Origin of the sequence: Micromonospora sp. L31 (assembly GCF_052068075.1) — a bacterium.
GTDB lineage: Bacteria > Actinomycetota > Actinomycetes > Mycobacteriales > Micromonosporaceae > Micromonospora > Micromonospora purpureochromogenes.
In genome coordinates this window covers 44485-67234 of the sequence record NZ_JBQHDC010000002.1, presented here as the reverse complement: position 1 = coordinate 67234, position 22750 = coordinate 44485, and the positions used below count along the sequence as shown (strand labels likewise).

Genomic DNA, 22750 nt, shown 5'->3' with positions numbered 1-22750 from the left:
GCGCGCCTCGGGCATGATGTGCCGCGTGACTTCACGAGCGGTACTGGTGACGGGGGCGTCGCGCGGCATCGGCCGCGCGGTGGCGCGGGCGTTCGCGGCGGACGGGGACCGGGTGGCGATCCACCATCGGGACTCGGCCGAGCTGGCCGAGGCGCTCCGCGCCGAGCTGCCCGGCGACGGTCACGTGGTGGTCCGCGCGGACCTCACCGACCCGGCGGCGGTACGGGCCATGGTGGACGACGCCGCCGCCCGGCTCGGGGGGCTCGACGTGCTGGTCAACAACGCCGGGGTGTACGGCGAGCGGGATGCCCCGCACCCGGTCTTCGGCGCCTCGTACGAGCAGTGGCAGCGGCAGTGGCGGCGGGTGCTGGAGACCAACCTGACCGGGGCGGGCAACGTCACCTGGTGCGCCGCCCAGCACATGCGGGAGCGCGGTGGCCGGGTGGTGAACGTGTCGTCGCGGGGCGCGTTCCGGGGCGAGCCGGACCAGCCCGCGTACGGCGCCAGCAAGGCCGGCCTGAACGCGCTCGGGCAGTCCCTCGCCGTCGCGCTCGCGCCGTACGGCATCGCGGTCGCCACGGTCGCCCCGGGCTTCGTGGCGACCGACATGACCACGGAGCACCTCACCGGCGAGCAGGGCGACGCGATCCGGGCGCAGAGCCCGTTCGGCCGGGTGGCCCGCCCCGAGGAGATCGCCGCCGCCGTGCACTGGCTGGCCAGCCCCGAGGCGCAGTGGGCCTCCGGCACCATCGTCGACCTCAACGGCGCCTCCTACCTGCGTACCTGACCGGCCGCCGACAGGTCGCCCGCCCAGACCCTCCCGAGGACCGCCCGGACCGGGGACGGCGCCGTCGACAAACGGTGTCTCCCGGCGTCCCGGCATCGGGGCAGGGTCGCCGCCAGGGGGATGTTCGTGTGAGCGATATGCCTGTGAGGCATAAATATGCCTCACAGGCATATCGCTCGGCTGTGGTCATCGAGGAGGCGGCCACTACCCTTCGTAGTCAACGCACTCGCGGCGTCCGGGCGGAACGGCGTGTCGCCCGGGTGTTGGGAGTGCAAAGCGGGCCACCAGGGTGTCCACCACCCGGGCCGACACGCCGCGCAGGCCCGGTCGCGCAAGTCCGCCCCGGGCCGGTCGGCCCGGCTCGACACGCGACCGAGGCCGGCGGGGCGTGAGCAGCCCTGCTGAAGGACGGCCTACCAGCGGTCGAGGCGGGTGGCCAGCACGCTCAGTGCGGCCACCCCGGCCGTGGAGGTGCGCAGCACCGACGGACCGAGCCGCACCGGGCGGGCGCCGGCGTCGGCGAAGGCGGTCAGTTCGACCGGGGCGATGCCGCCCTCCGGGCCGACCACCAGCACGATCTCGCCGGCGCCGGGCAGCTCGGCGGTGGTCAGCCGCTCGTCGGCCTCCTCGTGCAGCACGAACGCGGCACCGGCTCCGGCGATCCGCCGCACCACGGTCCCGGTGGACTCGTCCGGGGCGCCGGCCACCACCGGCAGCCAGGGTCGGCGGGCCTGCTTGGACGCCTCCCGGGCGGTCGCCACCCACTTGTCCCGGGCCCGTACGCCCCGGTCGCCGCGCCACTGGGTCACCGAGCGGGACGCCGCCCAGGGCACGATCTCGTCCACCCCGACCTCGGTCATCGCCTGCACGGCCAGCTCGCCCCGGTCCCCCTTGGCGATGCCCTGCACCACCACGATCCGGGGGACCGGCGCGTCGGCGTACCCGCGGGAGGTGACCCGCACGTCGAGGGTGCCCCGGCCGACGGCGGTGACCACGGCGGCGGCCGTGCCGCCCCGGCCGTCGGCCAGCAGCAGCTCCTCGCCGACGCGCAGCCGCTGCACGGTGGCCGCGTGGTGGCCCTCCGGGCCGTCCAGGGTCAGCGTGTCGCCGGTGGGCAGCGCCTCGACCAGGAACAGCGGCGCGGACACCTCAGGCGTGCCCGTTGAAGGCGTCGCGCATCCGGGAGAAGAAGCCGCCCTGCTTGGTCAGCTCGGCGACCTCCTCGCCCCGGGTCTTGGCGAAGTCGCGCAGCATCTTCTCCTGGTCGGCGTCGAGCTTCGTGGGGGTCCGCACGTCGAGGTGGACGTAGAGGTCGCCCCGGCCGGTGCCGCGCAGGTGCGGCACGCCCCGGGCGCGCAGCCGCAGCGTGCTGCCCGGCTGGGTGCCGGCCTTGACGTCGACCGTCTCCTCGCTGTCCAGCGTCTTGATGGTCAGCCGGGTGCCGAGCGCGGCGGCGGTCATCGGCACGGTGACCCGGCAGTGCAGGTCGTCGCCCTTGCGGGAGTACACGTCGTGCGGCCGCTCGTGGATCTCCACGTAGAGGTCGCCGGCGGTGCCGCCGCCCGGGCCCACCTCACCCTGCTGGGCGAGCCGGATCCGCATGCCGTCCTCGACCCCGGCGGGGATCTTGACGGTCAGCGAGCGGCGGGTGCGCACCCGGCCGTCGCCGGCGCAGGTCGGGCAGGGGTGCGGGATGGTGGTGCCGTACCCCTGGCAGACGGTGCAGGGGCGGGCCGAGACCACCTGGCCGAGGAAGGTGCGCTGCACCGACTGCACCTCGCCCCGGCCGCCACACGCCTCGCAGGTGGCCAGGTGGGTGCCGGCGGCGGTGCCGGCGCCGGCGCAGGTGGTGCAGAGCACCGCGGTGTCGACCGTGATCGGCGCCTCGACGCCGAACGCGGTCTCATGCAGGTCCAGCTCCAGCCGCAGGATCGCGTCGGCACCCGGCCGGGTACGCGGTCGCGGCCCCCGGGCGCCGCCCGCGGCGCCGCCGAAGAACGCGTCCATGATGTCCTGGAAGCCGACGAACGGGCCCGCGCCGCCGGGACCGCCCGGCCCCGCGCCGCCGCCACCCGGGGCGAGCGGGTCGCCACCCAGGTCGACGATCTGCCGTTTCCGGTCGTCCGAGAGGACCTCGTACGCGGCGTTGATGTCCTTGAACTTCTCCTGGGCCTCCGGGTCCGGATTGACGTCCGGGTGGAACTGCCGCGCCAGCTTGCGGTAGGCGCGCTTGATCTCGTCGTCGGAGGCTTCCCGGCTCACGCCGAGAATGCCGTAGTAGTCCCTGGCCACTGCGTTCGGTGTCCTCATGTTCGTCTCGCGTTGCGCCGGTCGTCGGCCGGAGCCGGGTGCCGGCCCCTGCCCTGGATCAGTTCTGGGCCAGCAGCTCGCCCACGTAGCGTGCCACGGCCCTCACCGTGGCGATGGTGCCGGGGTAGTCCATCCGGGTGGGGCCCAACACGCCCAGCCCGCCGAGCGCGGTCGCCCCCGGCCCGTAGCCGGTGCTGACCACCGAGGCGGCCCGCAGGTTGTCGATCTCGTTCTCGTCGCCGATCAGCACCCGGGTGGTGGTCGACTCGGCCTCGCCGATCAGCTTGAGCATCACCACCTCCTCCTCCAGCGCCTCCAGGATGGGCCGCAGCGAGCCCTGGAAGTCGAGCAGGCCGCCCCGGGTGAGGTTCGCGGTGCCGGCGAGCGCGATGCGCTCCTCGTGCCGTTCGACCAGCGTCTCCAGCAGCACGGTGGAGAGCGTGGTCATCGCCCCGCGCAGGTGCGGCGCGGACTCGTCGACCAGCGCCTGGACCAGCGGCGGGGTCTCCGACAGCCGGCTGCCGACCAGCTTCTCGTTGACCAGCCGGCGCAGGTCGGTGACATGGTCGGCGGGGATCGGCGCGGGCAGCTCCACCAGCCGCTGCTCGACCCGGCCGGTGTCGGCGATCATGACCAGCATCAGCCGGGTGGTGGAGATCGGCACCAGCTCCAGGTGGCGCACCGAGGAGCGGGCCAGCGACGGGTACTGCACCACGGCGACCTGCCGGGTCAGCTGGGCCAGCAGCCGGACGGTGCGGTGCACCACGTCGTCCAGGTCGACCGCGCCGACCAGGAAACGCTCGATCGCCCGGCGCTCGGCCGGGCTCAGCGGCTTGACCCGGGACAGCCGGTCGACGAAGAGGCGGTAGCCACGGTCGGTGGGCACCCGGCCGGCACTGGTGTGCGGCTGCCGGATGTAGCCCTCCTCCTCCAGCACGGCCATGTCGTTGCGCACCGTGGCCGGCGAGACGCCGAGCTGGTGCCGCTCGACCAGGGCCTTGCTGCCGACCGGCTCCTGCGTGGCGACGTAGTCCTCGACGATCGCGCGCAGCACGGCGAGCTTGCGGTCGTCGAGACCCATCTCCCCACCTCCTGACGCACGTCGGCCCGGAGCGGCTGAGGCGCCCCGGGCGAGCGCACTGGCACTCGACTGTAGCGAGTGCCAGTCTACGTCGGCGTCCCCGCTGACGCGATGATCAGCGACGGACCACGGGTGCGCCCCGCCACCCGGGCGGCGCGCCAGGGCCGATCATCCGGACATCCGGGGCGGTGTCGCTCTGGTGATGGCTTGCCGGCAACCCCTACCGTGACGTCCATGACTGAACCACCTCGCCCTCCCGGAGCGGGGGACCCCGGCGACCGCCCGGACCCGACCGCCCCGTCCGGCTCGTCGTACGAGCCGCCCACCGCACCACTGTCCGGGGCACCCGGGGCGGGCGGCTATCCCCCGCCCGGTGGCTATCCGCCACCCACCGGTGACCAACCGCCGTCGGGCGGCTACCCACCGCCGGGTGGCTACCCACCGCCGGGTGGCTACCCACCGCCGGGTGGTTACTCCGCGCCGGGCGTCGGCTATCCGACCGCCGGCGGGTACGGCGCTCCCGGCGGCGGCTACGGCGCCCCGGGCGGCTACGCCACCGACGACGACAAGACCTGGTCGCTGGTCGCGCACTTCGGTGGCCCGGTCGGCGTGATCGTCGGCGGCAGCCTGCTCGGCTGGGTGGCGCCGCTGATCGCGCTCTCCGCCAAGGGCCAGCAGTCCCCGACGGTGCGGGCGCACGCCACGGCCTCGCTGAACTTCCAGATCACCTGGGCGATCGCCAACATCATCGGCTTCGTCCTGGCCATCGTCACCTGCGGGGTGCTCTTCTTCATCCCGATCCTGACCGCCCTGGTGCCGATCATCTTCGGCATCATCGGCGGGGTGAAGGCCACCGAGGGTGTGGTCTACCGCTACCCGGCGAGCTACGCCTTCAAGAAGTGACCGGTCCCGGCCGGCCCACCCGGGCCGGCCGGGCCGCGCGGGATCAGGGCAGCAGGTCGCGGACCACGGCGTCGGCCAGCAGCCGCCCGCGCAGGGTGAGCACCGCCCGCCCCGCCGCGTGCCCCGCCGGGTCCAGCAGGCCGTCGGCCAGCGCCCGCCCGGCACCCGCCCGACCCGCCGCGTCGAGGGCGTCCAGCGGCAGGCCGGAGGCGAGCCGCAGCCGGAGCATGACGTCCTCCATGTGCGCCTCGCCGGCGGTCAGCACCTCCCGGGCCAGGCCGGGTGACTCCCCGGCGGCCAGGCGCTTCGCGTACGCGGTGGGGTGCTTGACGTTCCACCAGCGCACCCCGCCGACGTGGCTGTGCGCCCCCGGGCCGAGGCCCCACCAGTCCGCGCCGGTCCAGTAGAGCAGGTTGTGCCGGCACCGGGCCGCCTCGGAGCGGGCCCAGTTGGAGACCTCGTACCAGGAGAAGCCGGCCGCGCCGAGGGCGGCCTCCGCGGCCAGGTACCGGTCCGCCGCCACGTCGTCCGACGGGTACGGCAGCTCGCCGCGCCGCATCCGGGCGGCGAGCCGCGTGCCGTCCTCCACGATCAGGGCGTACGCGCTGACGTGGTCCACCCCGGCGGCGACCACCTGGTCGAGGCTGGCGGCGAAGTCCGCCGCGCTCTCCCCCGGCGTGCCGTAGATCAGGTCCAGGTTGACGTGGTCGAACCCGGCCTCGCGGGCCTCCAGCGCGGCGGCGACCGCCCGGCCGGCACTGTGCCGGCGGTCGAGGATCGCCAGCACCCCGGGCGCGGCGGACTGCATGCCCAGCGAGATCCGGGTGTAGCCGGCCGCGCGCAGGGTGCGCAGCGACTCGGGCGTGACCGATTCCGGGTTGGCCTCGGTGGTCACCTCGGCGTCGGCGGCCAGCCCCCAGGTGCGGTCGATGCCGTCCAGGATGCGGGCCAGGTCGTCGGCGGGGAGCAGGGTCGGCGTGCCACCGCCGACGAAGACGGTGTCCACCCGGGGCGGCGGGGTGTCGCCGAGGACCCGGGCGGCCAGCGCCAGCTCGGCCAGCACGGTGTCGGCGTACGACTCCCGGTCGGCGCCGCCGCCGAGCTCGGCCGCCGTGTAGGTGTTGAAGTCGCAGTAGCCGCAGCGGCTGGCACAGAACGGCACGTGGACGTACACGCCGAAGCCGCGCGCGCCGACCGCGCTCAGGGCGGTGGCGGGCAGCGACCCGTCGACGGGGACGGTCTCGCCTTCTGGAAGGACGCCGGGCATGGCCACTAGTGTGCCCGGCATGACCTCTCCCGACCGCCTCGTGCGGGTCGCCACGGCCCGTGGGGTGACCACCCTCACCCTGGACAGCCCGCACAACCGCAACGCGCTCTCCACGGCCCTGATGACCGAGCTGCTGGCCGGGATCGCCGCGGCGGTCGCCGACGACGCCGTACGGGTGATCGTGCTGGACCACACCGGGCCGGTCTTCTGCTCCGGCGCGGACCTGAAGGAGACGGCCGCCGCGTACGCCAGCGGGAGCGTGCCGGCCGGGATGCTCGGCGACGTGCTGGCGGCGGTCTGGGAGTGCCCGAAGCCGGTGCTGGCGAAGGTGGCCGGGCCGGCGCGGGCCGGCGGGCTGGGCCTGATCGCGGCGGCGGACCTGGCGGTCTGCGCCGAGGAGGCGACGTTCGCCTTCACCGAGGTGCGGATCGGGGTGATCCCGGCGGTCATCTCCGCCACGGTGCTGCCCCGGCTGCACCCGCGCGCGGCGGCCGAGCTCTACCTGACCGGGGACACCTTCGACGGCCGGCGGGCCGCCGAGATCGGCCTGGTGACCGCGGCGGTGCCGGCGGACGGGCTGGACGCGGCGGTGGAGCGCTACTGCGCCTCGCTGGTGCGCGGCGCGCCGGGGGCGCTGGCCGGGGCGAAGGGCCTGCTGCGCCGCCCGGCCCCCACCGACCTGCGCGGCGAGATCGCCGAGCTGTCCGCCCTCTCCACCGGCTACTTCCTCTCCGAGGAGGGCCGCGAGGGCGTGCTCGCCTTCCGCGAGAAAAGATTGGCTCGATGGGTGGCCGCTCTGGACGGTGGTCCGGCAGACGGGGCGCGGTAGCACCGGTTCGGGGCCTTTCTTTCGTTTGCTCCCGGAAAGGTGAACCGGTCGGCCGACCCGGCTCGCCTTTTCGGGCACGTACGCTGGGGATGACCGTGAAACAGGAGGTGCGGGTGCGAAGTCGGGCAATTGTCGCAGTCGGTGTCGTCTTCGCGGTCGTCGCTCTTCTCGGAGTCTGGGTCGTCGTCCGTCAGCTCGGCGGCCAGCTCCGGCTCCCCGTGGCCAGCCGCACCTGCACCGTCCAGGCCGACGGCACGGTGCTGCTCGACGCCGACCAGATGGCGAACGCGGCGACGATCGCGGCGATCGGCATCCAGCGCGAGATGCCCGAGCGGGCGGTGGTGGTCGCGCTGGCCACCGCGTACCAGGAGTCGGGCCTGCGCAACCTTGCCGGCGGCGACCGGGACTCGATCGGCCTGTTCCAGCAGCGGCCGAGCCAGGGCTGGGGCACCCCGCAGCAGATCCGCGACCAGCGGTACGCGGCCAACCGCTTCTACGCCGCGCTGAAGAAGGTGCGCGGCTGGGAGGAGATGCGGGTCACCGACGCGGCCCAGGCGGTCCAGCGGTCGGCCTTCCCGACGGCGTACCAGAAGTGGGCGGACGAGTCCGAGGTGCTGACCCGGGCGCTGCTCGGCGAGGCGACCGGCGCGGTGGCCTGCACGGTGAGCCGGACGCCGGTGATGCGGGGCGAGGCGGCCGCGGCGGCGCTGACCCGTGGCCTGACCCTGGACTGGGGGCTGCCGGGCACCGGCACGGTGGCCGCGCTGAGCGGGCTCACCGTGCCCGCCGCCGACCGTCGCGACGGCTGGCGGTACGCCCACTGGCTGGTGTCGCACGCGCCCGACCACGGGGTGAAGCGGGTCCGCTTCGCCGGCCTGGAGTGGACCGCCGAGGACGGCACCTGGGCCAAGGTCTCCGACGGCCGCCCGGCCGACGGCCAGGTGCTGGCGGAGGTCTTCGCCGAGGGCTGACGGGTCAGGGGCGGGTGCCGGCCACCCGGCGACGGACCTTCTTCAGGACCGGCTCCGGCAGCTCGGCGGCGTCCAGCAGCCGGGGCAGCAGTTCCGGTTCGAGGTTCATCGCCCGGAACACCTCGCCGATGGTGACCCCGTGCGCGGGCCGGTCCACGACCTCGACCGGGTCGCCCGCGCCGACCTCCCCCTCGCGCAGCACCCGCAGGTACGCCCCGGGCGCCGCCCGCACCGTGAACCGCTTGATCAGGTCGGGTACGCCCCAGAACCCGGCGAAGGTGGTGCAGGGGGTACGCGGCTTGGTCACCTGGAGCACCGCCGAGCCGATCGCCCACAGCTCGCCGATGACCGCCCCGGTCACGTCCACCGCCGAGGTGGTCAGGTTCTCGCCGAACCCGCCGGGCGGGACGGTGCGCCCCAGCTCCGCCGACCACCACTCGGCGTCCTCCCCCGCGTACGCGTAGACCGCCTGGTCGGGGCCGCCGTGGTGGGCCCGCTCGCCGATGAAGTCCCCGGCCACCCCGTCGGCGCGCAGCAGCACCGGACCGTCGACCGGTCGCTTGTCGATGCCGGTGCGGCCGCTCGCGTCGCCCGCCCACTCCGCCTCGGTCACCACGCCGAGGTTCACCGCCGCCAGCCTGCCCGTCATGGCGCAGAGCCTAGCCGTGGACGCCGGGTCCGGGGCACCCGCCGATCCGCCGTCGGCTCAGCCCTTGACGGCGCCGGCGACCAGCCCGGAGACCATCCGGCGCTGCACCAGCAGGAAGAAGACGATCACCGGCAGGGTGAACAGCGTCGAGGCGGCCATCACGGACCCCCACGCGGTGTCGTCCCGGCCGAAGAAGAAGGTCATCGCCACCGGCAGGGTGTACCGGTCCTGGTCGTTGACGAAGGTCAACGCGAAGATCAGCTCGTTCCAGGCGGTGATGAAGGAGAAGATGCTGGTCGCGACCAGGCCCGGCGCCACCAGCGGGAAGAGGATCCGGCGGAAGATCTGGGCCCGGCTGGCTCCGTCGATCGCCGCGGCCTCCTCCAGCTCCTTGGGCACCGCGGCCACGAAACCGCGCAGCATCCAGACCGCGAACGGCAGCGAGAAGCCGAGGTAGGTCAGGATCAGGCTGGGCAGGGTGTTGTAGAGACCGAGCCGCTGGATCATCAGGAACAGCGGGATGACCAGCGCCTCCAGCGGGATCATCTGCACCACCAGCAGCATGATCAGGAAGCTGGTCCGGAGCGTGAAGCGGAACCGGGCCACCGCGGTGGCCGCGAGCAGCGCGACCAGGCCGCTGAGCAGCACCGTGCTCACCGCCACCAGAGCGCTGTTGAGGAAGAAGTCGGCGAACGTCACGCCCGGGATCAGGTTGCCGGTGAGGATCTCCCGGTAGTGCTCCAGGGTCGGTTCGGCCGGCACCGGCCGGGGCGTCGACGAGAAGATCTCCCGGTTGGGCTTCAGCGACGTGGCGACCATCCAGTAGACGGGGAAGGCGGCGAAGAGCGCCACCAGCAGGCCCGCGCCGTTGAGGGCGACCCGCTTCACCATCGCGCCGCGCCTCACGCGTCCTCCTCCTGCTTGAGCACCATGCGGACGTAGAGACCGGTCACCACCAGCAGGATCAGGGTGAGGATGACCGCGATCGCGGAGCCCACGCCGTACTTGGGCGGCGGCGAGAATGCCTCGGCGTACGAGTAGATGGAGAGCATGAACGTCGGCCGGTCCTGGGTGCCGCCGGCCAGTACGAACTGCTGGGTGAAGACCTTGAAGTCCCAGATGGTGCTGAGCACGATCAGGATCCCGAAGACCGGCCGCAGCAACGGGAAGGTGATCTTCCAGAACACCTTCCACGGCCCGGCCCCGTCGACCCGGGCCGCCTCGTGCAGCTCGCTCGGCACGCTCTTGAGCCCGGCGAGCACGCTCACCGCGATGAACGGGAACGAGTGCCAGACCACCACCAGGGTGAGGATGGCGAAGAAGAGCAGCGGCGAGTTGAACCAGCCGTACCCGGTCCAGTCGCTGCGGCCGAAGAGCGCGGTCGACAGCCCGTCGGGCAACTTGTTGAACAGCCAGGTGACCAGCCCGCTGGTGTCGTCGAAGATCCACTTCCAGACGATCGTGCCGGTCAGTGCCGGGGTGGCCCAGGCGAGCATGACGCAGCTCGCCACGAAGGTGGCCATCCGCCGGCCGAGCCGGTGGAGCAGCAGCCCGACCAGGGTGCCGAGGATCATCGTCAGCACCACGTTCGCGGCGGCGAAGAGCACCGTGTTGCGCAGCACCGTACGGAAGAACGGGTCACCGAGGATCTGGGTGTAGTTGCCCAGCCCCACCCACGGCCACTCGCGGTCGCCGCGCAGCTGCCGGACGCTGTCCAGCTTGTAGAACGACATCGCCACCACCTGGCCGAGCGGCCAGAGCAGCAGCACCCCGATGACCACCAGGCAGGGCAGCAGGAGCAGGTACGGCAGGCGGTCCACGCGGGGCCGCCGCCGTGCGGAGGTCTTCCGCACGGCGGCAGTCCCGGTGTTCTTGGTCAGTAAGCTCACTTCTTGTTCAAAATGCCTTCCATCTCGGCGGCGGCGTCAGCGGTGGCCTGCTCGACCGTCTTCTGCCCCTTCATGACCGAGCTGTTCATCGCCTGGGTCACCGTCTTGGTGCGGCTGACCTCCACCCACTTCGGGGTCAGCGGGGTGACCTTGGTGTTCTGCATGGTGGTGGCGAACGCGGCCATGACCTTGTCGTTGGCGTACTCACCGCCGCTGACCAGGTCGGAGTAGACCGGGAAGAAGTTGAGGCTGCTGGCGAAGGTCTTCGCGTTCTTCTTGTTCAGCAGGACGGTGAGGTAGTCCCACGCCAGGTCCTGCTTCTTGCTGTCCTTCCAGAGGGCGACGTCCGAGCCGCCGGCGAACGCCGGGGCCGGCTTGCCGTCCGGGCCGGGGATCGGGAAGGTGCCCCAGACCTTCTCGATGTCGGGGTTGTCCTTCTTGATGGCGCCGCCCTGCCAGCTACCGCCGAAGGCCATCGCCGCCTTGCCGGTGGCGAACTGGGTGCGGGCGTCGATCTCGTTCCAGCCGGCGGCGGCCGGCGGGGCGACCTTGTGCACGGTGACCAGGTCGGTCCAGAACTTGACCGCCTTCTGCGCCTCCGGGGTGGTGTAACCGGACTTCCAGGTGCCGCCCTGGTTGGTGGCGATCTCGCCGCCGGCGCCCCAGAGGAACGAGTAGAAGGGCAGCTCGGAGTTGCCCGGCAGCGCGATGCCGTAGGTGCCCGGCTTCTTGGCCTGCACGGCCTTGGCGGTGGCGACCAGCTCGTCCCAGTTGGTCGGCGTCTTCACGCCGGCCTCGGCGAACCAGTCGGTGCGGTAGTAGATGCCGCGGACGCCGGCGTACCACGGGACGCCGTACTGCTTGCCGTCGAGCTGGGCGTTCTTCACCAGGTCGGGCAGGATGTCCTTGCTCTCCGCCCAGCCGGACATCTTCCCGGTGACGTCGGCGAGCGCCTCCTGGGCCGCCCAGCCCTGGGTCTCGGTGTTGCCCAGCTCGGTGATGTCCGGCCCCTCACCGCCGGCGAGCGCCGCCTGGAACTTCTTCGGCGCCTCCAGCCAGGGGATGTACTGGACGACCACGTCGGTGTCGGGGTGCTTCTGCCGGAACTCGGTCTCGACGCCGTCGAGGAACTTCGTCTGGGCGTCGCTGCCCTCGCCCATCATCCAGACCGTGAGCTTGCTCTTGTCGGCCGCTTCGTCGTCGCCGGAGCCCCCGCAACCGGCGAGCACCATCGCGGCCGAGGCCACGACGGCGGTGACCGGAGCCAGCCGCTTCCACCTGTTCACGCCACTTCTCCCTCGCGCCGTCTGGCAGTAACCTTCTCTGCCGCACCCTAGTAGGAAAAATTCCTTTACGACAGGGGCGGGTTGCGGGCGAGGCGACGGTACCGCAGCCGGCGGGTCGGGGAGCAGACCCGTTCCGGGTACGCGGACGGGCGCGGACGGGCGCCCGACCTCAGGGTCGGGCGCCCGTCGAAGAGCGTTGTCGCTGCTTACCGGTGGGTGACGCTGCGGCGGCGACCCACGCCGGCCACCAGGGCCACGGCGATGGCGGCGAGCACGACCTGGACCAGCAGCTCCATCCAGTCGATGCCGGCGGTCTCGGTGGCGATGCCCATGGCCCGCGCCAGCACGGTGCCCAGCAGGGCCGCGCCGATACCGATCAGCATGTGCAGCCAGATCGGCATGTTCTGCCGACCCGGCACGAGCAGGCGGCCCAGCGCGCCGACGATGAGACCGACGACGATGGCGGTGATGATGCCCCAGACGGTGAGCTCCACGACCGTCCTCCTTCTGTAGGTATGACACACGATGTGTGATTCTTGGCGTGATCGATAGGTTCCCGATCCCGCGATTTCCCAAACCGACTCCGGGGACGATCTGGTCGAGGCTCGCCGTGACCTGCACTTTCGTCGCAGCCGTCGCTGAGAAGCGGACGTGAGCGGGCGGTGGGCCGGGATTCCGGGCGCGGACGCGAGCGGGCGCCCGCCCCCGAGGGGTACGGGCGCCCGCTGAGCGTGCGCTGCGCTGGATTACCGGTGGGTGACGCTGCGGCGACGACCCACGCCGGCCACCAGGGCCACGGCGATGGCGGCCAGCACAACCTGCACCAGCAGCTCCATCCAGTCGATGCCGGCGGTCTCGGTCGCGATGCCCATGGCCCGCGCCAGCACGGTGCCCAGCAGGGCCGCGCCGACACCGATCAGCATGTGCAGCCAGATCGGCATGTTCTGACGGCCCGGCACGACCAGGCGGCCCAGAGCGCCGACGATGAGACCAACAACGATCGCGGTGATGATGCCCCAAACGGTGAGCTCCACGGTCGCCCTCCTTCTGAAGATTGAGTCACACGGTGTGTGTGGTTCCTGTCGTGACCGCTAGATTCCCGACCGTCCGAAAATCCAAACCGACTCAGCGAAACGGCTGTCGCCCCCTGTCGATACGCAACCCCCGCGTCGATTGCCGCGCAGCACGGCAAACCCGCAGCTCAGGCCGCATGGGCCGGCACCGGGCAGGGCCGCGGCGGCCACCGGAAATTTCCCGGGTACGGTCCGGCGGCGGGCACGCGAAACGGCCGGCACCCCCGCAGGAGGATGCCGGCCGTCGGCCGTCGCGCTACTTCTTGCCCGGCGCCTTGGCGTCGCCGGAGTCGGAGGAGAGGGCGGCGATGAAGGCCTCCTGGGGGACCTCCACCCGGCCGACCATCTTCATCCGCTTCTTGCCTTCCTTCTGCTTCTCCAGCAGCTTGCGCTTACGGCTGATGTCACCGCCGTAGCACTTGGCGAGCACGTCCTTGCGGATCGCCCGGATGGTCTCCCGCGCGATCACCCGGCTGCCGATGGCGGCCTGGATCGGCACCTCGAACTGCTGGCGCGGGATCAGGTTGCGCAGCTTGGCCGCGATGGTGACCCCGTAGTTGTACGCCTTGTCCTTGTGCACGATCGCGCTGAACGCGTCCACCGGCTCGCCGTGCAGCAGGATGTCGACCTTGACCAGGTCGGACGCCTGCTCGCCGGAGGGCTCGTAGTCCAACGAGGCGTAGCCCTTGGTGCGGCTCTTCAACTGGTCGAAGAAGTCGAAGATGATCTCCGCGAGGGGCAGCGTGTAGCGCAGCTCCACCCGGTCGGCGGAGAGGTAGTCCATGCCGAGCAGGCTGCCCCGGCGGCCCTGGCAGAGCTCCATCACCGCGCCGACGTAGTCGTTCGGGGTCAGCACGGTGGCGCGCACGACCGGCTCGTACACCTCGGCGATCTTGCCGGTGGGGTACTCGCTCGGGTTGGTCACCACGATCTCCTGGCCGTCCTCGGTGATGGCCCGGTAGACCACGTTCGGCGCGGTGGAGATCAGGTCTAGGTTGTACTCCCGCTCCAGCCGCTCCTGGATGATCTCCATGTGCAGGAGGCCGAGGAAGCCGCAACGGAAGCCGAAGCCGAGCGCCCCCGAGGTCTCCGGCTCGTAGTCGAGCGCGGCGTCGTTGAGCTTGAGCTTGTCCAGCGCCTCACGCAGGTTGGGGTAGTCCGAGCCGTCGATCGGGTAGAGGCCGGAGTAGACCATCGGCTTCGGGTCCTTGTAACCGCCCAGCGCCTCGGTCGCCGGCCGCGAGTTGATGGTGACCGTGTCACCGACCCGGGACTGGCGGACGTCCTTCACGCCGGTGATCAGGTAACCCACCTCGCCGACCCCCAGGGCGTCGGCCTTCACCATCTCCGGCGAGATGACGCCGATCTCCAGCAGCTCGTGCACCGCGGCGGTGGACATCATCTTGATCCGGTCGCGCGCGCTGATCCGCCCGTCGATCACCCGGACGTAGGTGACCACGCCCCGGTAGACGTCGTACACCGAGTCGAAGATCATCGCCCGGGCGGGCGCGTCGGCGTTGCCGACCGGCGGCTTGAACTGCCGGACGATCTCGTCGAGCAGGTACGGCACGCCCTCGCCAGTCTTGCCGGAGACCTTGATGCAGTCCGCCGGGTCGCCACCGATCAGGTGGGCCAGCTCCTCGGCGTACTTCTCCGGCTGGGCGGCCGGCAGGTCGATCTTGTTGAGCACCGGGATGATGTGCAGGTCGTTCTCGAGCGCCAGGTAGAGGTTGGCCAGCGTCTGCGCCTCGATGCCCTGCGCGGCGTCGACCAGCAGGACGGCGCCCTCGCAGGCGGCCAGCGAGCGGGACACCTCGTAGGTGAAGTCGACGTGGCCCGGGGTGTCGATCATGTTGAGCACGGCGTGCTCGCCGGCCCGGTCGCCCTCCCGGATGGTCCACGGCATGCGGACGGCCTGGCTCTTGATGGTGATGCCGCGCTCGCGCTCGATGTCCATCCGGTCGAGGTACTGCGCGCGCATCTGCCGGGGGTCGACCACGCCGGTGAGCTGCAACATCCGGTCGGCCAGGGTCGACTTCCCGTGGTCGATGTGGGCGATGATGCAGAAGTTCCGGATGCGCGCCGGGTCGGTGGAACCAGGAGCGTTCGCGCCGGGATCGAGCTTCGGTGGCACAGCGGTCCGTTCTGGTCGGCTGACGTGAGCGGGCCGGCGCGCCGCCGGCCCCCTCTATGCTCCCACGTCGCTCGGGACGCGGTCCGATCACACCTGGGTGCCGCGGCTCACCGCCGGGCGGCCCACCCCGGCCTTCCCCGGCTGGGCCGGGTCACTCCTCCCACGGCCCGGCCGGCCCGTGGCGGCGCTCGACCCGGCCGCCTCCGAACCCCCCTGTGGAAAACCCCCTCCCCTCCTCTCCGCCCTCGCCCCGCCCCTCCCGCGATCTTGCACTTATGGCCCTCGATGTGCGCCTTATGACCGAAAAGTCAGGGCAGAAAGTGCAAGATCGCGGGAGGGGCGGGGAGGGGCGGGGCGGGGCGGGGGGCCAGCGGGTCACTCCTCCGGCGGCTCGACGAAGAGCGCGGCCAGCCGGGGCAGCCGGCGCCGGGCCTCGTCCTCGTCGTCGAAGTCCCAGAAGTCGTTGAGGTCGGGCACCACGACCGGGTCCCGCTCCGCCGGCAGCTCGGTCGCGGTCGCCTTCCGGTACGCCTCCCACGGCACCGCGAGCATGTCCTCGCACTCGAACTCCTCGCCGCTGAGCGCGGCGGCCCGCACCCGGGGCAGCTCCGCCAGGGAGTCCGGGTCCCCCACCGCCCGGGCGAACACCGCCCGGCCCTGGGTCATCAACCAGCCCCGGAAGTACTCGAAACCGTCGTCCGAGGCGCCCCCGTTGATCAGGTAGGCCGCGCCCCAGAGGTCGACCCGGTAGGAGGCGGAGAGCACCCGCTGCTGGTGGCGCGCGTACCCGACGATGTCCTCCGGGTCCCGCTCGGCCAGCAGGGCGACCGCGCGGGCGGCGACCGCGTCGCCCTCTCCCCCGGCGCCGGCCCGCGCCTCGTCGATCAGCTGCCAGAAGTCGTCGGTCCTCATGGCCTGGCAGTCTCCCAGACCCGCTCCCGGGCACGATCCGGCAGCGGGAACATGGCGGCGAGTCGCGGGTACCGGCGGGCCAGTTCGGCCCGGTCGCCGAGATCCCACCGCTCGTCGACGCGGTCGGGCGAAGAGCTCAGCTCCCGCCCCCGGGCCTCGACGGCCTCGTCCAGGCCCTCCTCCTCGCCGGTGACCCGCTCGTACGCCTCGTCCGCGACGTAGTCCAGGCACTCCCACTCCGGCCACTCGTCCTCCGCCCACTCGCGCGGGTGCCGCCCGGCCAGGCGACGTACCTGCGGGAGGTCGGCGAGCGCGTCCGGGTCGTCGGCGACCCGCTCGAAGGCCGCCCGGCCGAGCCCGACCAGCCAGGCCTGGAAGTAGTGGAAGCCGTCGTCGGGGCAGAGGCCACCGCAGATCAGCAGCGCCGCGCCCCAGTGCCGCCAGGTGTCGACCCGGCCCCGCATCTCGTCGAGCCGGACGGCGAAGTCCACCGCCTCGCCGGCGGGCCGCTCCGCCAGCCGGTCGGTGAGCCAGGCCAACCGCTCGTCTCCGCTGGCGGTGACGGCGGCGGACCGCTCGATCAACTCCCAGAACTCGTCCATGCGCACGGGCCGGATGCTGCCAGCGCGGTACGACAGGCAGCTGGGACGGGCCACGCGGCTGGGCGGGGGCGCACCGGCGGGGGCAGCATGGTGGCGTGCCCGCGCTCCCGGTGCCGTACCACGCCACCGCCGTCCGGCCGGACTGGTCGGCGCTGCCCGCCGGGCTGCGCGCCGCGGTGGCGGACCGGCTCGGCGCGCCGGTGATGTCGGCGCGTACCGCGACAGCGGGCTTCACCGGCGGGTTCGCCGCCCTGCTGACCGGCGCGGACGGCCGCCGGATCTTCGTCAAGGCCGCCGACCTGACCCACCAGCGGCACCTGGCCGACTGGTACGCCCGGGAGTCGGCAGTCCTCGCCCGACTCCCGGCCGGCCTGCCGGTCCCCCGCCCACGCTGGGCGCTGACCGCGTCCGGCTGGTACGCGCTCGCCCTGGACGCCGTCGACGGCCGCACGCCCCGGCTGCCCTGGGACCGGATCGAGCTGGACGCCGTCCTCGCCGGGTACGCCGAGCTGGCCGCCGCGCTGGCCGACCCGCCCGCCGCGCTGGTCGCCCTCGACCTGCCCCGCCTGACGGACCTGGCCCGCGACGACATCCTCTGGTGGGGCGAGGTGGCCGCCGGGCGCGAACCGGCGCCACCGATGCCGGCCGCCGCGCACGGCCGCCTGCCCGAGCTGGTCGCGCTGGAGTCCCGGCTGCCCGGGTACGCCGCCGCCGGCCGCGGCCTGGTCCACGGCGACCTGCGGGTGGACAACGTGCTGCTCGACGCCGGCGGGCGGGCCTGGTTCTGCGACTGGAACTGGGTCTGCCACGGCCCCGCCTGGTTCGACCTGGCCGGCTTGCTGATCACCGGGTACGCCGACGGGCTGCCCGTGGACGCGATCTTCGCCGGCCATCCGGCCACAGCCGGCGCCCCGCCGGACGCCCTCGACGTGACGCTGGCCGCACTGGCCGGCTACTACCTCACCTCCGCCGCCGCCGGCCCACCACCGGCCCCACCTGTCCCGCACCCCGCACCGGCGGTCTCTCCGCACCTGGGCGCGCACCAGCGGTTCAGCGGGGAGCAGGCGCTGCGCTGGCTGGCCGTTCGGCAGGGCTGGAGCTGAGTCGTTTTGGCTCGTCCCGGCCGACCTGGTAACCTGGCTCTTCGCGCAGCGATGACGCCTGCTTGTCGCGCGCAGAAGCAGACCAAACCGAGCTATCAAGACGAGGCTGTCGCGTGGCGAACATCAAGTCCCAGATCAAGCGCAACCGGCAGAACGAGAAGCGCCGGCTGCGTAACAAGTCGGTCAAGTCGTCGCTGAAGACCGCCATCCGGAAGTTCAACGAGGCTGCGGAGGCCGGTGACGCCGAGAAGGCCACCGTTCTCATGCGTGACGCGGCCCGCAAGCTGGACCAGGCCGCCAGCAAGGGCGTCATCCACGCCAACCAGGCGGCGAACCGGAAGTCGGCGATCGCGAAGCGCGTCGGCTCGCTCTCGGCCTGACCGAGCGACCTCAGACCTGACCTGAAGCCCCGGGCTATGCCCGGGGCTTCAGGCTGTCCGCCCTCCGACACTTGGACGGCCCCGCCCTGCGTCCGCCCGCCGGCTGGGTGTTGGCGCCGCGCTCGGGCGTCGGTGCCGCGTGGAGTCTTCCCACCCGCCGTCACGCCTCGATTGACCTCGCCTGATCCACTCCGTTTGCGGCGTGTCGCGGTATCGCCGTGCTCGGACACCGCAACACGCCGCAAACGGAGACGATCACAGCCGCCCGCCGCTCCGTGCGCGTCGACGTCCCCTGCCCGCACCGGGTGACGCGGTTGGTCCACTCCGTTTGCGGCGTGTCGCGGTATCGCCGCCGCTCGGACAGCGCGACACGCCGCAAGCGGAGACGATCACAGGTGCCCACCACTCCGTGCGCCTCGGTGCCCTCTCGCCCGCACCGGGTGACGCGGCGTTCACGATCCGACTGACCGCGAGTGGGCGGGCGGCCGGCAGCGACCACGGCAGAGATGCCGCGCAGACGGGGTCGATCAGGTCAGGGTCGGTCGGCGGGGTGGCCGTCCGGGCCGGCGGGCCGGCGCAGCTCCGGCGACCAGTGCGCCTGCTGCCGCTGCCACACCGGAGCGCGCGAGGGCTCGGTGGCGACCACCATGCCGGGCAGGGTGCGGGGCACCCGCGCCCGCCCGACGACCGGCTCCATCTGCCGCCGGAACCGGTCCCGTTCCTGCTCCGGCACGAGCGCCGCCGAGCGGACGACCCGCTCGGCCACCATGTCGTTGAGCTTGACCATCAGGGCCACGGCGGCGGGCAGCACCACCACCGCCCACCAACTCACCAGCTCGGCCAGGGCGAGCAGCACGGCGAGCGCCACCGCGCCTTCGAAGAAGAGGAAGCAGAGCACCCCACCCGGGTTGACGACGCGCAGCCCGAGCGCCCGGGCGTAGAGCGGGCGGTACCGCTCGTCCTCGCCGGGCACGGTGCTCCACGCCGTCCGGGTGGGGCCGGTCACCGGGCGCCGCCCCGCCGGGCGGCCGCGACGGAGAAGACCGCCTTCTCCAGCGCGTACGCCCGGTCGTCCGCGCCGCCCTTGACCGCCGCGTTGCACTCGGCGGCGGCCCGCATCGCCTCGACCAGGCCCTCCGGGGTCCAGCCCCGGGCCCGTTGCTGCGCGTTCTTGATCTTCCAGGCGGGCATGCCGAGGGTGCTGGCGAGCTGGTACGGGTCGCCCCGGCCGGCGGCGGCGACCCGGGCCACGGTGCGCACCCCGTCGGCGAGGGCATCGGCGATCGGCACCGGGTCGACCCCGACGTGCAGGGCCCAGCGCAGTGCCTCCAGCGCCCCCGGGACGTCACCGATCATGGTCGCGTCGGCGACCGTGAAGCCGGTCACCTCGACCCGGCCCCGGTAGTACCGGGCCACCGTGTCGGCGCCGATCCGCCCGTCGGTGTCGGCGATCAGCTGGGAGCAGGCTGCGGCCAGGTCCCGCAGGTCCCCGCCGACAGCGGCGATCAGCGCCTCGGCGGCGTCCTCGGTGCACTTCCCGCCGCTGCGGCGGATCTCGTCCCGGACGAACGCCACCCGCTCCCGGTGACCCTTGAGCTTCATCGCGGGCACCACGGTGGCGCCGGACGCCTTCAGCCCGTCGGCGAACGCCTTGCCCTTCGCCCCGCCCAGGTGCAGCACCACCAACTGGACGTCCGGGTCGGGGTTCTTCGCGTACGCGATCAGCGCGGTCGCGAGATCCTTCCGGGCGTCCTGGCCGGCCCGGAGCACCAGCACCCGCCGCCCGCCGAAGAGCGAAGGGCTGAGCATCTCGGCGATCTCGCCGACCGTCAGCGACCCGGCCTGGTACTCGCGGACGTCCACGTCGGGGTCGACGCTGCGGACCTTCGCCACCGCTTCCGTCACCGCGCGCGTGGCGAGCAGCTCCTCGTCGCCGAGGACGAGCAGAATGGGAGGGAGGCTGGCGGCGGTCACGCCGCCCATCTTGGCACGGTCCACCGGGGGATCGTGCCTGGTCATCGGCGGCTGTGACGGCGGACCCCGCACTCAGCGCAAATCCAGACATTTACGTTAATGCGGGCCCACCCCCACAATGCGCCTCGATCCGGCGATCCCTCAATGCGGTCACCGTCGTCCCGGCGCGACGCCCCGCGTTACCACCGCCAGTCCGTGCCTGCCGGTCACCACCGCCACGTCCCCGTCCGTGTCGGTACGCAGCACCCGGACGCCACCCCGGGCCAGCCGGGCCAGCACGGTTGGGCTGGGGTGCCCGTAGTCGTTGTCGACGCCGACCTCGACCAGCGCGACGGCGGGCCGGACGGCGTCGAGGAACGCCGGATCCTGGTACGCGCTGCCGTGGTGGGCGACCTTGAGCACCTCGGCCCGCAGGCCGGCGGGCGGCACCCGGTCCAGCAGGGCGCGCTGCTCCTCGGTCTCGGCGTCCCCGGCGAGCAGGATGCGCACCCCGGCCACGGTGGCGCGCAGCACCAGGGAGTTGTTGTTCGGGTCGGACCGGGTGCCGTGCAGCGGATACGGCGGACCCAAAGCGACCAGCTCCACACCGCCCGCCCGGTACGACCAGCCGGCCGCAGCGGCTCCGAGTACGGCGGCGCCGGCCGCCGCGCCGGCGACGAGGTCCCGCCCGGCCGCCGGCTCGGCGAGCCCCGGGGTGCGTACCTCGACCACGCGCCGCCCCCGGAAGACCCCGGCGACACCGCCCACGTGGTCGGCGTGGAAGTGGCTCACCACCAGCAGCGACACCTCCCGTACGCCGAGCCGGCGCAGGCAGCCGTCCACGGCGGACGGTTCCGGGCCGGCGTCGACCACCACGGCCCGCCCGGCCGCCACCGGCAGCACCAGGGCGTCGCCCTGGCCCACCGCGCAGCCGACGATCACCCAGCCGGCCGGCGGCCACCCACTGGCGAGGATCCGGACGGGCAGGGTCCCGAGGATCACCGCGGCGGTACCGACCGCCACCAGCCGGCGCACCACCGGCCGCCGGGTGGCGAGCAGCAGCGCCACGGTCAGACCGGCCAGCAGCAGCGCACCCGGCACCCCGCCGGGCCACGGCAGCGTGCCCGCCGGCAACCGCGCGCCGACCCGGGCGACGGTCACCAGCCACCAGGCCGGCCAGCTCGCCAGCCAGGCGGCGAACTCGGCGCCGGCCGGCCAGATCGGCGAGACGGCGGCGGCCAGCACCCCGAGCACCGTGGCGGGCGCGATAGCGGGCACCACCAGCAGGTTCGCCGGCACCGCGACCAGGCTGACCGTGCCGGAGATGCCGGCCACCACCGGTCCGCAGGCGAGCTGCGCCGCCGCCGGTACGGCCAGCGCCTCGGCCAGCCCCGCCGGTACGCCCCGCCGCCGCAACGCGTCCCGCCACCTTGGCGCCAGCAGCAGCAGCCCGCCGGTGGCCAGCACGGAGAGCGCGAAGCCGGCGTCCCCGGCCAGTTCGGGGTCCACCAAAATCAGGACAGCCACCGCGGCGCTCAGCGCGGGCAGCGCCGCCCGGGGCCGCCCGGCGGCCAGCGCGGCCAGCCCGATCGCCCCCATGGTCGCGGCCCGTACCACGCTCGGCGAGGGACGGACCAGGATCACGAAGCCGACCAGGGCCAGCCCGCAGAGCACGGCCGCCACGCCCGGGCCGGCCCGCGCCCAGCGGACCAGGAGCAGCACCGCACCCACCACGATCGCCACGTTGGAGCCGGAGACGGCGTTGAGGTGGGTCATCCCGGTGGCCCGGAAGTCCTCCTCCACGGTGGCCGGCAGTTGGCTGGTGTCCCCCACTACCAGCCCGGGAAGCAGGCCGCCCTGGTCGTCGGGGAGTGGGGCGCAGGCCCGTTGCAGGCCGGCGCGGAGCGTGCCGGCGGCCCGCTGGAGCCACGGCGGTGGACCGTGCGTAACCGGCGAGCCCGGCACGATCAGCACGGCGGCGGTCAGGTCTCCCCCGCGCGGCGCGGTCAGCCGCCCCTCGGCGGTGAGCCGCTGCCCCGGCAGCCGCCCGCGCCAGGCTGGGTCGGTGGCCAGCACCAGTACCCGTACCGGGGCGCTCACCCGTCGGCCGTCGCCAGCGGCCAGGCGGGTCAGCTCGGCGGTCACCAGCAGGGTCGCCGGCCGACCGGGAGCGCCCCGGATCGGGCGGGGATCGTCGCGGAGCACCAGCTCGGCGGTGACCCGGACCCGGTCGTCGGCCAGGGCGCGCAGCGGGGCGGCGTCTCGGACGTGCAGGCGGGCGGCGGTGGCGCTGGCGCCGCAGACCACCCCGATCAGCACCGCGACGACGATCCAGCCGTACCGGCGGACGGGCCTGGCCGGACGGCCGAGCACGCCGAGCAGATGGGCGGTGACCAGGACGGCGAGACCGGCGGCGGTGGCGGCGAGCAGCGCCGCGGTCGGCGCGGTGAGGTGCAGGCAGGCCAGCGCCGCGAGCCACGCGGCCACCGCCAGGCCGGCGAGCCGCAGGTCCGGCGGCTCGCCGGACGACTCCACCCCGAGGGACGAGCCACCGCCCCGATCCGGCCGACCACCCACCACACCGGACACCGACCCATCGCCACGGACCGGCCCAGCCGCCG

22 protein-coding genes are annotated in these 22750 nt (G+C 73.3%); 6 read left to right on the top strand and 16 right to left on the bottom strand.

Annotation, left to right across the window (positions count from 1 at the left end):
* Window positions 1–25: 25 nt before the first annotated feature.
* On the top strand, window positions 26–787 hold the full coding sequence (locus ACTMS9_RS06840; RefSeq protein WP_357608868.1) for an SDR family NAD(P)-dependent oxidoreductase: 762 nt from the start codon (window positions 26–28) through the stop codon (window positions 785–787).
* A gap of 413 nt (window positions 788–1200) precedes the next feature.
* On the opposite strand, the gene ACTMS9_RS06835 is transcribed toward ACTMS9_RS06840, so the two are convergent.
* The 3 genes from ACTMS9_RS06835 to hrcA all read right to left on the bottom strand — a co-directional run bounded on the left by ACTMS9_RS06835 (window position 1201) and on the right by hrcA (window position 4178).
* Entirely contained in the window at window positions 1201–1935 is a 735-nt protein-coding gene (locus ACTMS9_RS06835; protein ID WP_441164474.1) for a 16S rRNA (uracil(1498)-N(3))-methyltransferase, read from the bottom strand.
* 1 nt (window position 1936) lies between these two features.
* Window positions 1937–3079, bottom strand: a complete 1143-nt coding sequence (gene dnaJ / locus ACTMS9_RS06830; RefSeq protein ID WP_210778231.1) for a molecular chaperone DnaJ — start codon at window positions 3077–3079, stop codon at window positions 1937–1939.
* A 76-nt stretch (window positions 3080–3155) separates the two neighbouring features.
* Window positions 3156–4178 (bottom strand): heat-inducible transcriptional repressor HrcA, encoded by a 1023-nt coding sequence (gene hrcA / locus ACTMS9_RS06825; RefSeq protein WP_210778214.1) that lies wholly within the window; start codon window positions 4176–4178, stop codon window positions 3156–3158.
* A gap of 234 nt (window positions 4179–4412) precedes the next feature.
* Here hrcA and ACTMS9_RS06820 point away from each other — a divergent pair, with 234 nt between their 5' ends.
* Complete coding sequence (locus ACTMS9_RS06820; protein WP_441164473.1) at window positions 4413–5081, top strand: DUF4870 domain-containing protein; 669 nt, start codon at window positions 4413–4415, stop codon at window positions 5079–5081.
* Window positions 5082–5124: 43 nt separating this feature from the next.
* Here ACTMS9_RS06820 and hemW read toward each other — a convergent pair whose 3' ends face one another.
* Complete coding sequence (hemW, locus tag ACTMS9_RS06815; RefSeq protein WP_441164706.1) at window positions 5125–6348, bottom strand: radical SAM family heme chaperone HemW; 1224 nt, start codon at window positions 6346–6348, stop codon at window positions 5125–5127.
* 19 nt (window positions 6349–6367) lie between these two features.
* On the opposite strand from hemW, the gene ACTMS9_RS06810 reads away from it, so the two are divergent.
* Complete coding sequence (locus ACTMS9_RS06810; protein WP_441145814.1) at window positions 6368–7177, top strand: enoyl-CoA hydratase-related protein; 810 nt, start codon at window positions 6368–6370, stop codon at window positions 7175–7177.
* A gap of 107 nt (window positions 7178–7284) precedes the next feature.
* Window positions 7285–8148 (top strand): hypothetical protein, encoded by an 864-nt coding sequence (locus ACTMS9_RS06805; protein WP_170285453.1) that lies wholly within the window; start codon window positions 7285–7287, stop codon window positions 8146–8148.
* Between the two features lie 4 nt (window positions 8149–8152).
* Here ACTMS9_RS06805 and ACTMS9_RS06800 read toward each other — a convergent pair whose 3' ends face one another.
* The 9 genes from ACTMS9_RS06800 to ACTMS9_RS06760 all read right to left on the bottom strand — a co-directional run bounded on the left by ACTMS9_RS06800 (window position 8153) and on the right by ACTMS9_RS06760 (window position 16693).
* Entirely contained in the window at window positions 8153–8797 is a 645-nt protein-coding gene (locus tag ACTMS9_RS06800; RefSeq protein WP_441164472.1) for an MOSC domain-containing protein, read from the bottom strand.
* Window positions 8798–8854: 57 nt separating this feature from the next.
* On the bottom strand, window positions 8855–9688 hold the full coding sequence (locus ACTMS9_RS06795) for a carbohydrate ABC transporter permease (RefSeq protein ID WP_441164705.1): 834 nt from the start codon (window positions 9686–9688) through the stop codon (window positions 8855–8857).
* Window positions 9689–9699: 11 nt separating this feature from the next.
* Window positions 9700–10686: a carbohydrate ABC transporter permease gene (locus ACTMS9_RS06790; protein ID WP_441145818.1), complete on the bottom strand. Its 987-nt coding sequence runs from the start codon at window positions 10684–10686 to the stop codon at window positions 9700–9702.
* Window positions 10683–11972 carry a sugar ABC transporter substrate-binding protein gene (locus tag ACTMS9_RS06785; protein WP_441164471.1) on the bottom strand — a complete coding sequence of 430 codons (1290 nt, stop codon included), beginning with the start codon at window positions 11970–11972 and terminating at the stop codon, window positions 10683–10685. Before ACTMS9_RS06785 ends, ACTMS9_RS06790 begins: the two co-directional genes overlap by 4 nt.
* A gap of 206 nt (window positions 11973–12178) precedes the next feature.
* Complete coding sequence (locus ACTMS9_RS06780) at window positions 12179–12466, bottom strand: GlsB/YeaQ/YmgE family stress response membrane protein (protein WP_154942485.1); 288 nt, start codon at window positions 12464–12466, stop codon at window positions 12179–12181.
* Between the two features lie 252 nt (window positions 12467–12718).
* The gene (locus tag ACTMS9_RS06775) at window positions 12719–13006 is read right to left on the bottom strand and encodes a GlsB/YeaQ/YmgE family stress response membrane protein (protein ID WP_210778208.1); all 288 of its coding nucleotides are present in this window, start codon (window positions 13004–13006) and stop codon (window positions 12719–12721) included.
* A gap of 295 nt (window positions 13007–13301) precedes the next feature.
* On the bottom strand, window positions 13302–15179 hold the full coding sequence (lepA, locus tag ACTMS9_RS06770; RefSeq protein WP_441164470.1) for a translation elongation factor 4: 1878 nt from the start codon (window positions 15177–15179) through the stop codon (window positions 13302–13304).
* Window positions 15180–15554: 375 nt separating this feature from the next.
* The gene (locus ACTMS9_RS06765) at window positions 15555–16091 is read right to left on the bottom strand and encodes a DUF4240 domain-containing protein (protein WP_441164469.1); all 537 of its coding nucleotides are present in this window, start codon (window positions 16089–16091) and stop codon (window positions 15555–15557) included.
* Window positions 16088–16693 (bottom strand): DUF4240 domain-containing protein, encoded by a 606-nt coding sequence (locus ACTMS9_RS06760; protein ID WP_441164704.1) that lies wholly within the window; start codon window positions 16691–16693, stop codon window positions 16088–16090. Before ACTMS9_RS06760 ends, ACTMS9_RS06765 begins: the two co-directional genes overlap by 4 nt.
* Window positions 16694–16788: 95 nt before the next feature.
* Between ACTMS9_RS06760 and ACTMS9_RS06755 the strand changes: the two genes are divergently transcribed.
* Window positions 16789–17796: a phosphotransferase gene (locus ACTMS9_RS06755; protein WP_441164468.1), complete on the top strand. Its 1008-nt coding sequence runs from the start codon at window positions 16789–16791 to the stop codon at window positions 17794–17796.
* A gap of 113 nt (window positions 17797–17909) precedes the next feature.
* Window positions 17910–18176 carry a 30S ribosomal protein S20 gene (gene rpsT / locus ACTMS9_RS06750; protein ID WP_154942482.1) on the top strand — a complete coding sequence of 89 codons (267 nt, stop codon included), beginning with the start codon at window positions 17910–17912 and terminating at the stop codon, window positions 18174–18176.
* Window positions 18177–18708: 532 nt separating this feature from the next.
* Here the strand turns inward: rpsT and ACTMS9_RS06745 are convergent.
* From ACTMS9_RS06745 to ACTMS9_RS06735, 3 genes are all read right to left on the bottom strand, one after another.
* A complete protein-coding gene (locus ACTMS9_RS06745; protein WP_441164467.1) occupies window positions 18709–19182 on the bottom strand; it encodes a hypothetical protein in 474 nt (157 codons plus the stop codon).
* Window positions 19179–20159 carry a DNA polymerase III subunit delta gene (gene holA / locus ACTMS9_RS06740; RefSeq protein ID WP_441164703.1) on the bottom strand — a complete coding sequence of 327 codons (981 nt, stop codon included), beginning with the start codon at window positions 20157–20159 and terminating at the stop codon, window positions 19179–19181. Before holA ends, ACTMS9_RS06745 begins: the two co-directional genes overlap by 4 nt.
* A 141-nt stretch (window positions 20160–20300) precedes the next feature.
* On the bottom strand, window positions 20301–22709 hold the full coding sequence (locus ACTMS9_RS06735; protein WP_441164702.1) for a ComEC/Rec2 family competence protein: 2409 nt from the start codon (window positions 22707–22709) through the stop codon (window positions 20301–20303).
* Window positions 22710–22750: the final 41 nt, after the last annotated feature.

What these genes read in the sequence shown, in the direction of transcription:
- ACTMS9_RS06800 (WP_441164472.1), bottom strand. Translation starts at nt 8,797, where the DNA reads ATGACGGGCAGGCTGGCGGCGGTGAACCTCGGCGTGGTGACCGAGGCG.
- hrcA (WP_210778214.1), bottom strand. Translation starts at nt 4,178, where the DNA reads ATGGGTCTCGACGACCGCAAGCTCGCCGTGCTGCGCGCGATCGTCGAG.
- ACTMS9_RS06820 (WP_441164473.1), top strand. Translation starts at nt 4,413, where the DNA reads ATGACTGAACCACCTCGCCCTCCCGGAGCGGGGGACCCCGGCGACCGC.
- holA (WP_441164703.1), bottom strand. Translation starts at nt 20,159, where the DNA reads ATGGGCGGCGTGACCGCCGCCAGCCTCCCTCCCATTCTGCTCGTCCTC.
- hemW (WP_441164706.1), bottom strand. Translation starts at nt 6,348, where the DNA reads ATGCCCGGCGTCCTTCCAGAAGGCGAGACCGTCCCCGTCGACGGGTCG.
- ACTMS9_RS06760 (WP_441164704.1), bottom strand. Translation starts at nt 16,693, where the DNA reads ATGGACGAGTTCTGGGAGTTGATCGAGCGGTCCGCCGCCGTCACCGCC.
- ACTMS9_RS06795 (WP_441164705.1), bottom strand. Translation starts at nt 9,688, where the DNA reads ATGGTGAAGCGGGTCGCCCTCAACGGCGCGGGCCTGCTGGTGGCGCTC.
- ACTMS9_RS06810 (WP_441145814.1), top strand. Translation starts at nt 6,368, where the DNA reads ATGACCTCTCCCGACCGCCTCGTGCGGGTCGCCACGGCCCGTGGGGTG.
- ACTMS9_RS06765 (WP_441164469.1), bottom strand. Translation starts at nt 16,091, where the DNA reads ATGAGGACCGACGACTTCTGGCAGCTGATCGACGAGGCGCGGGCCGGC.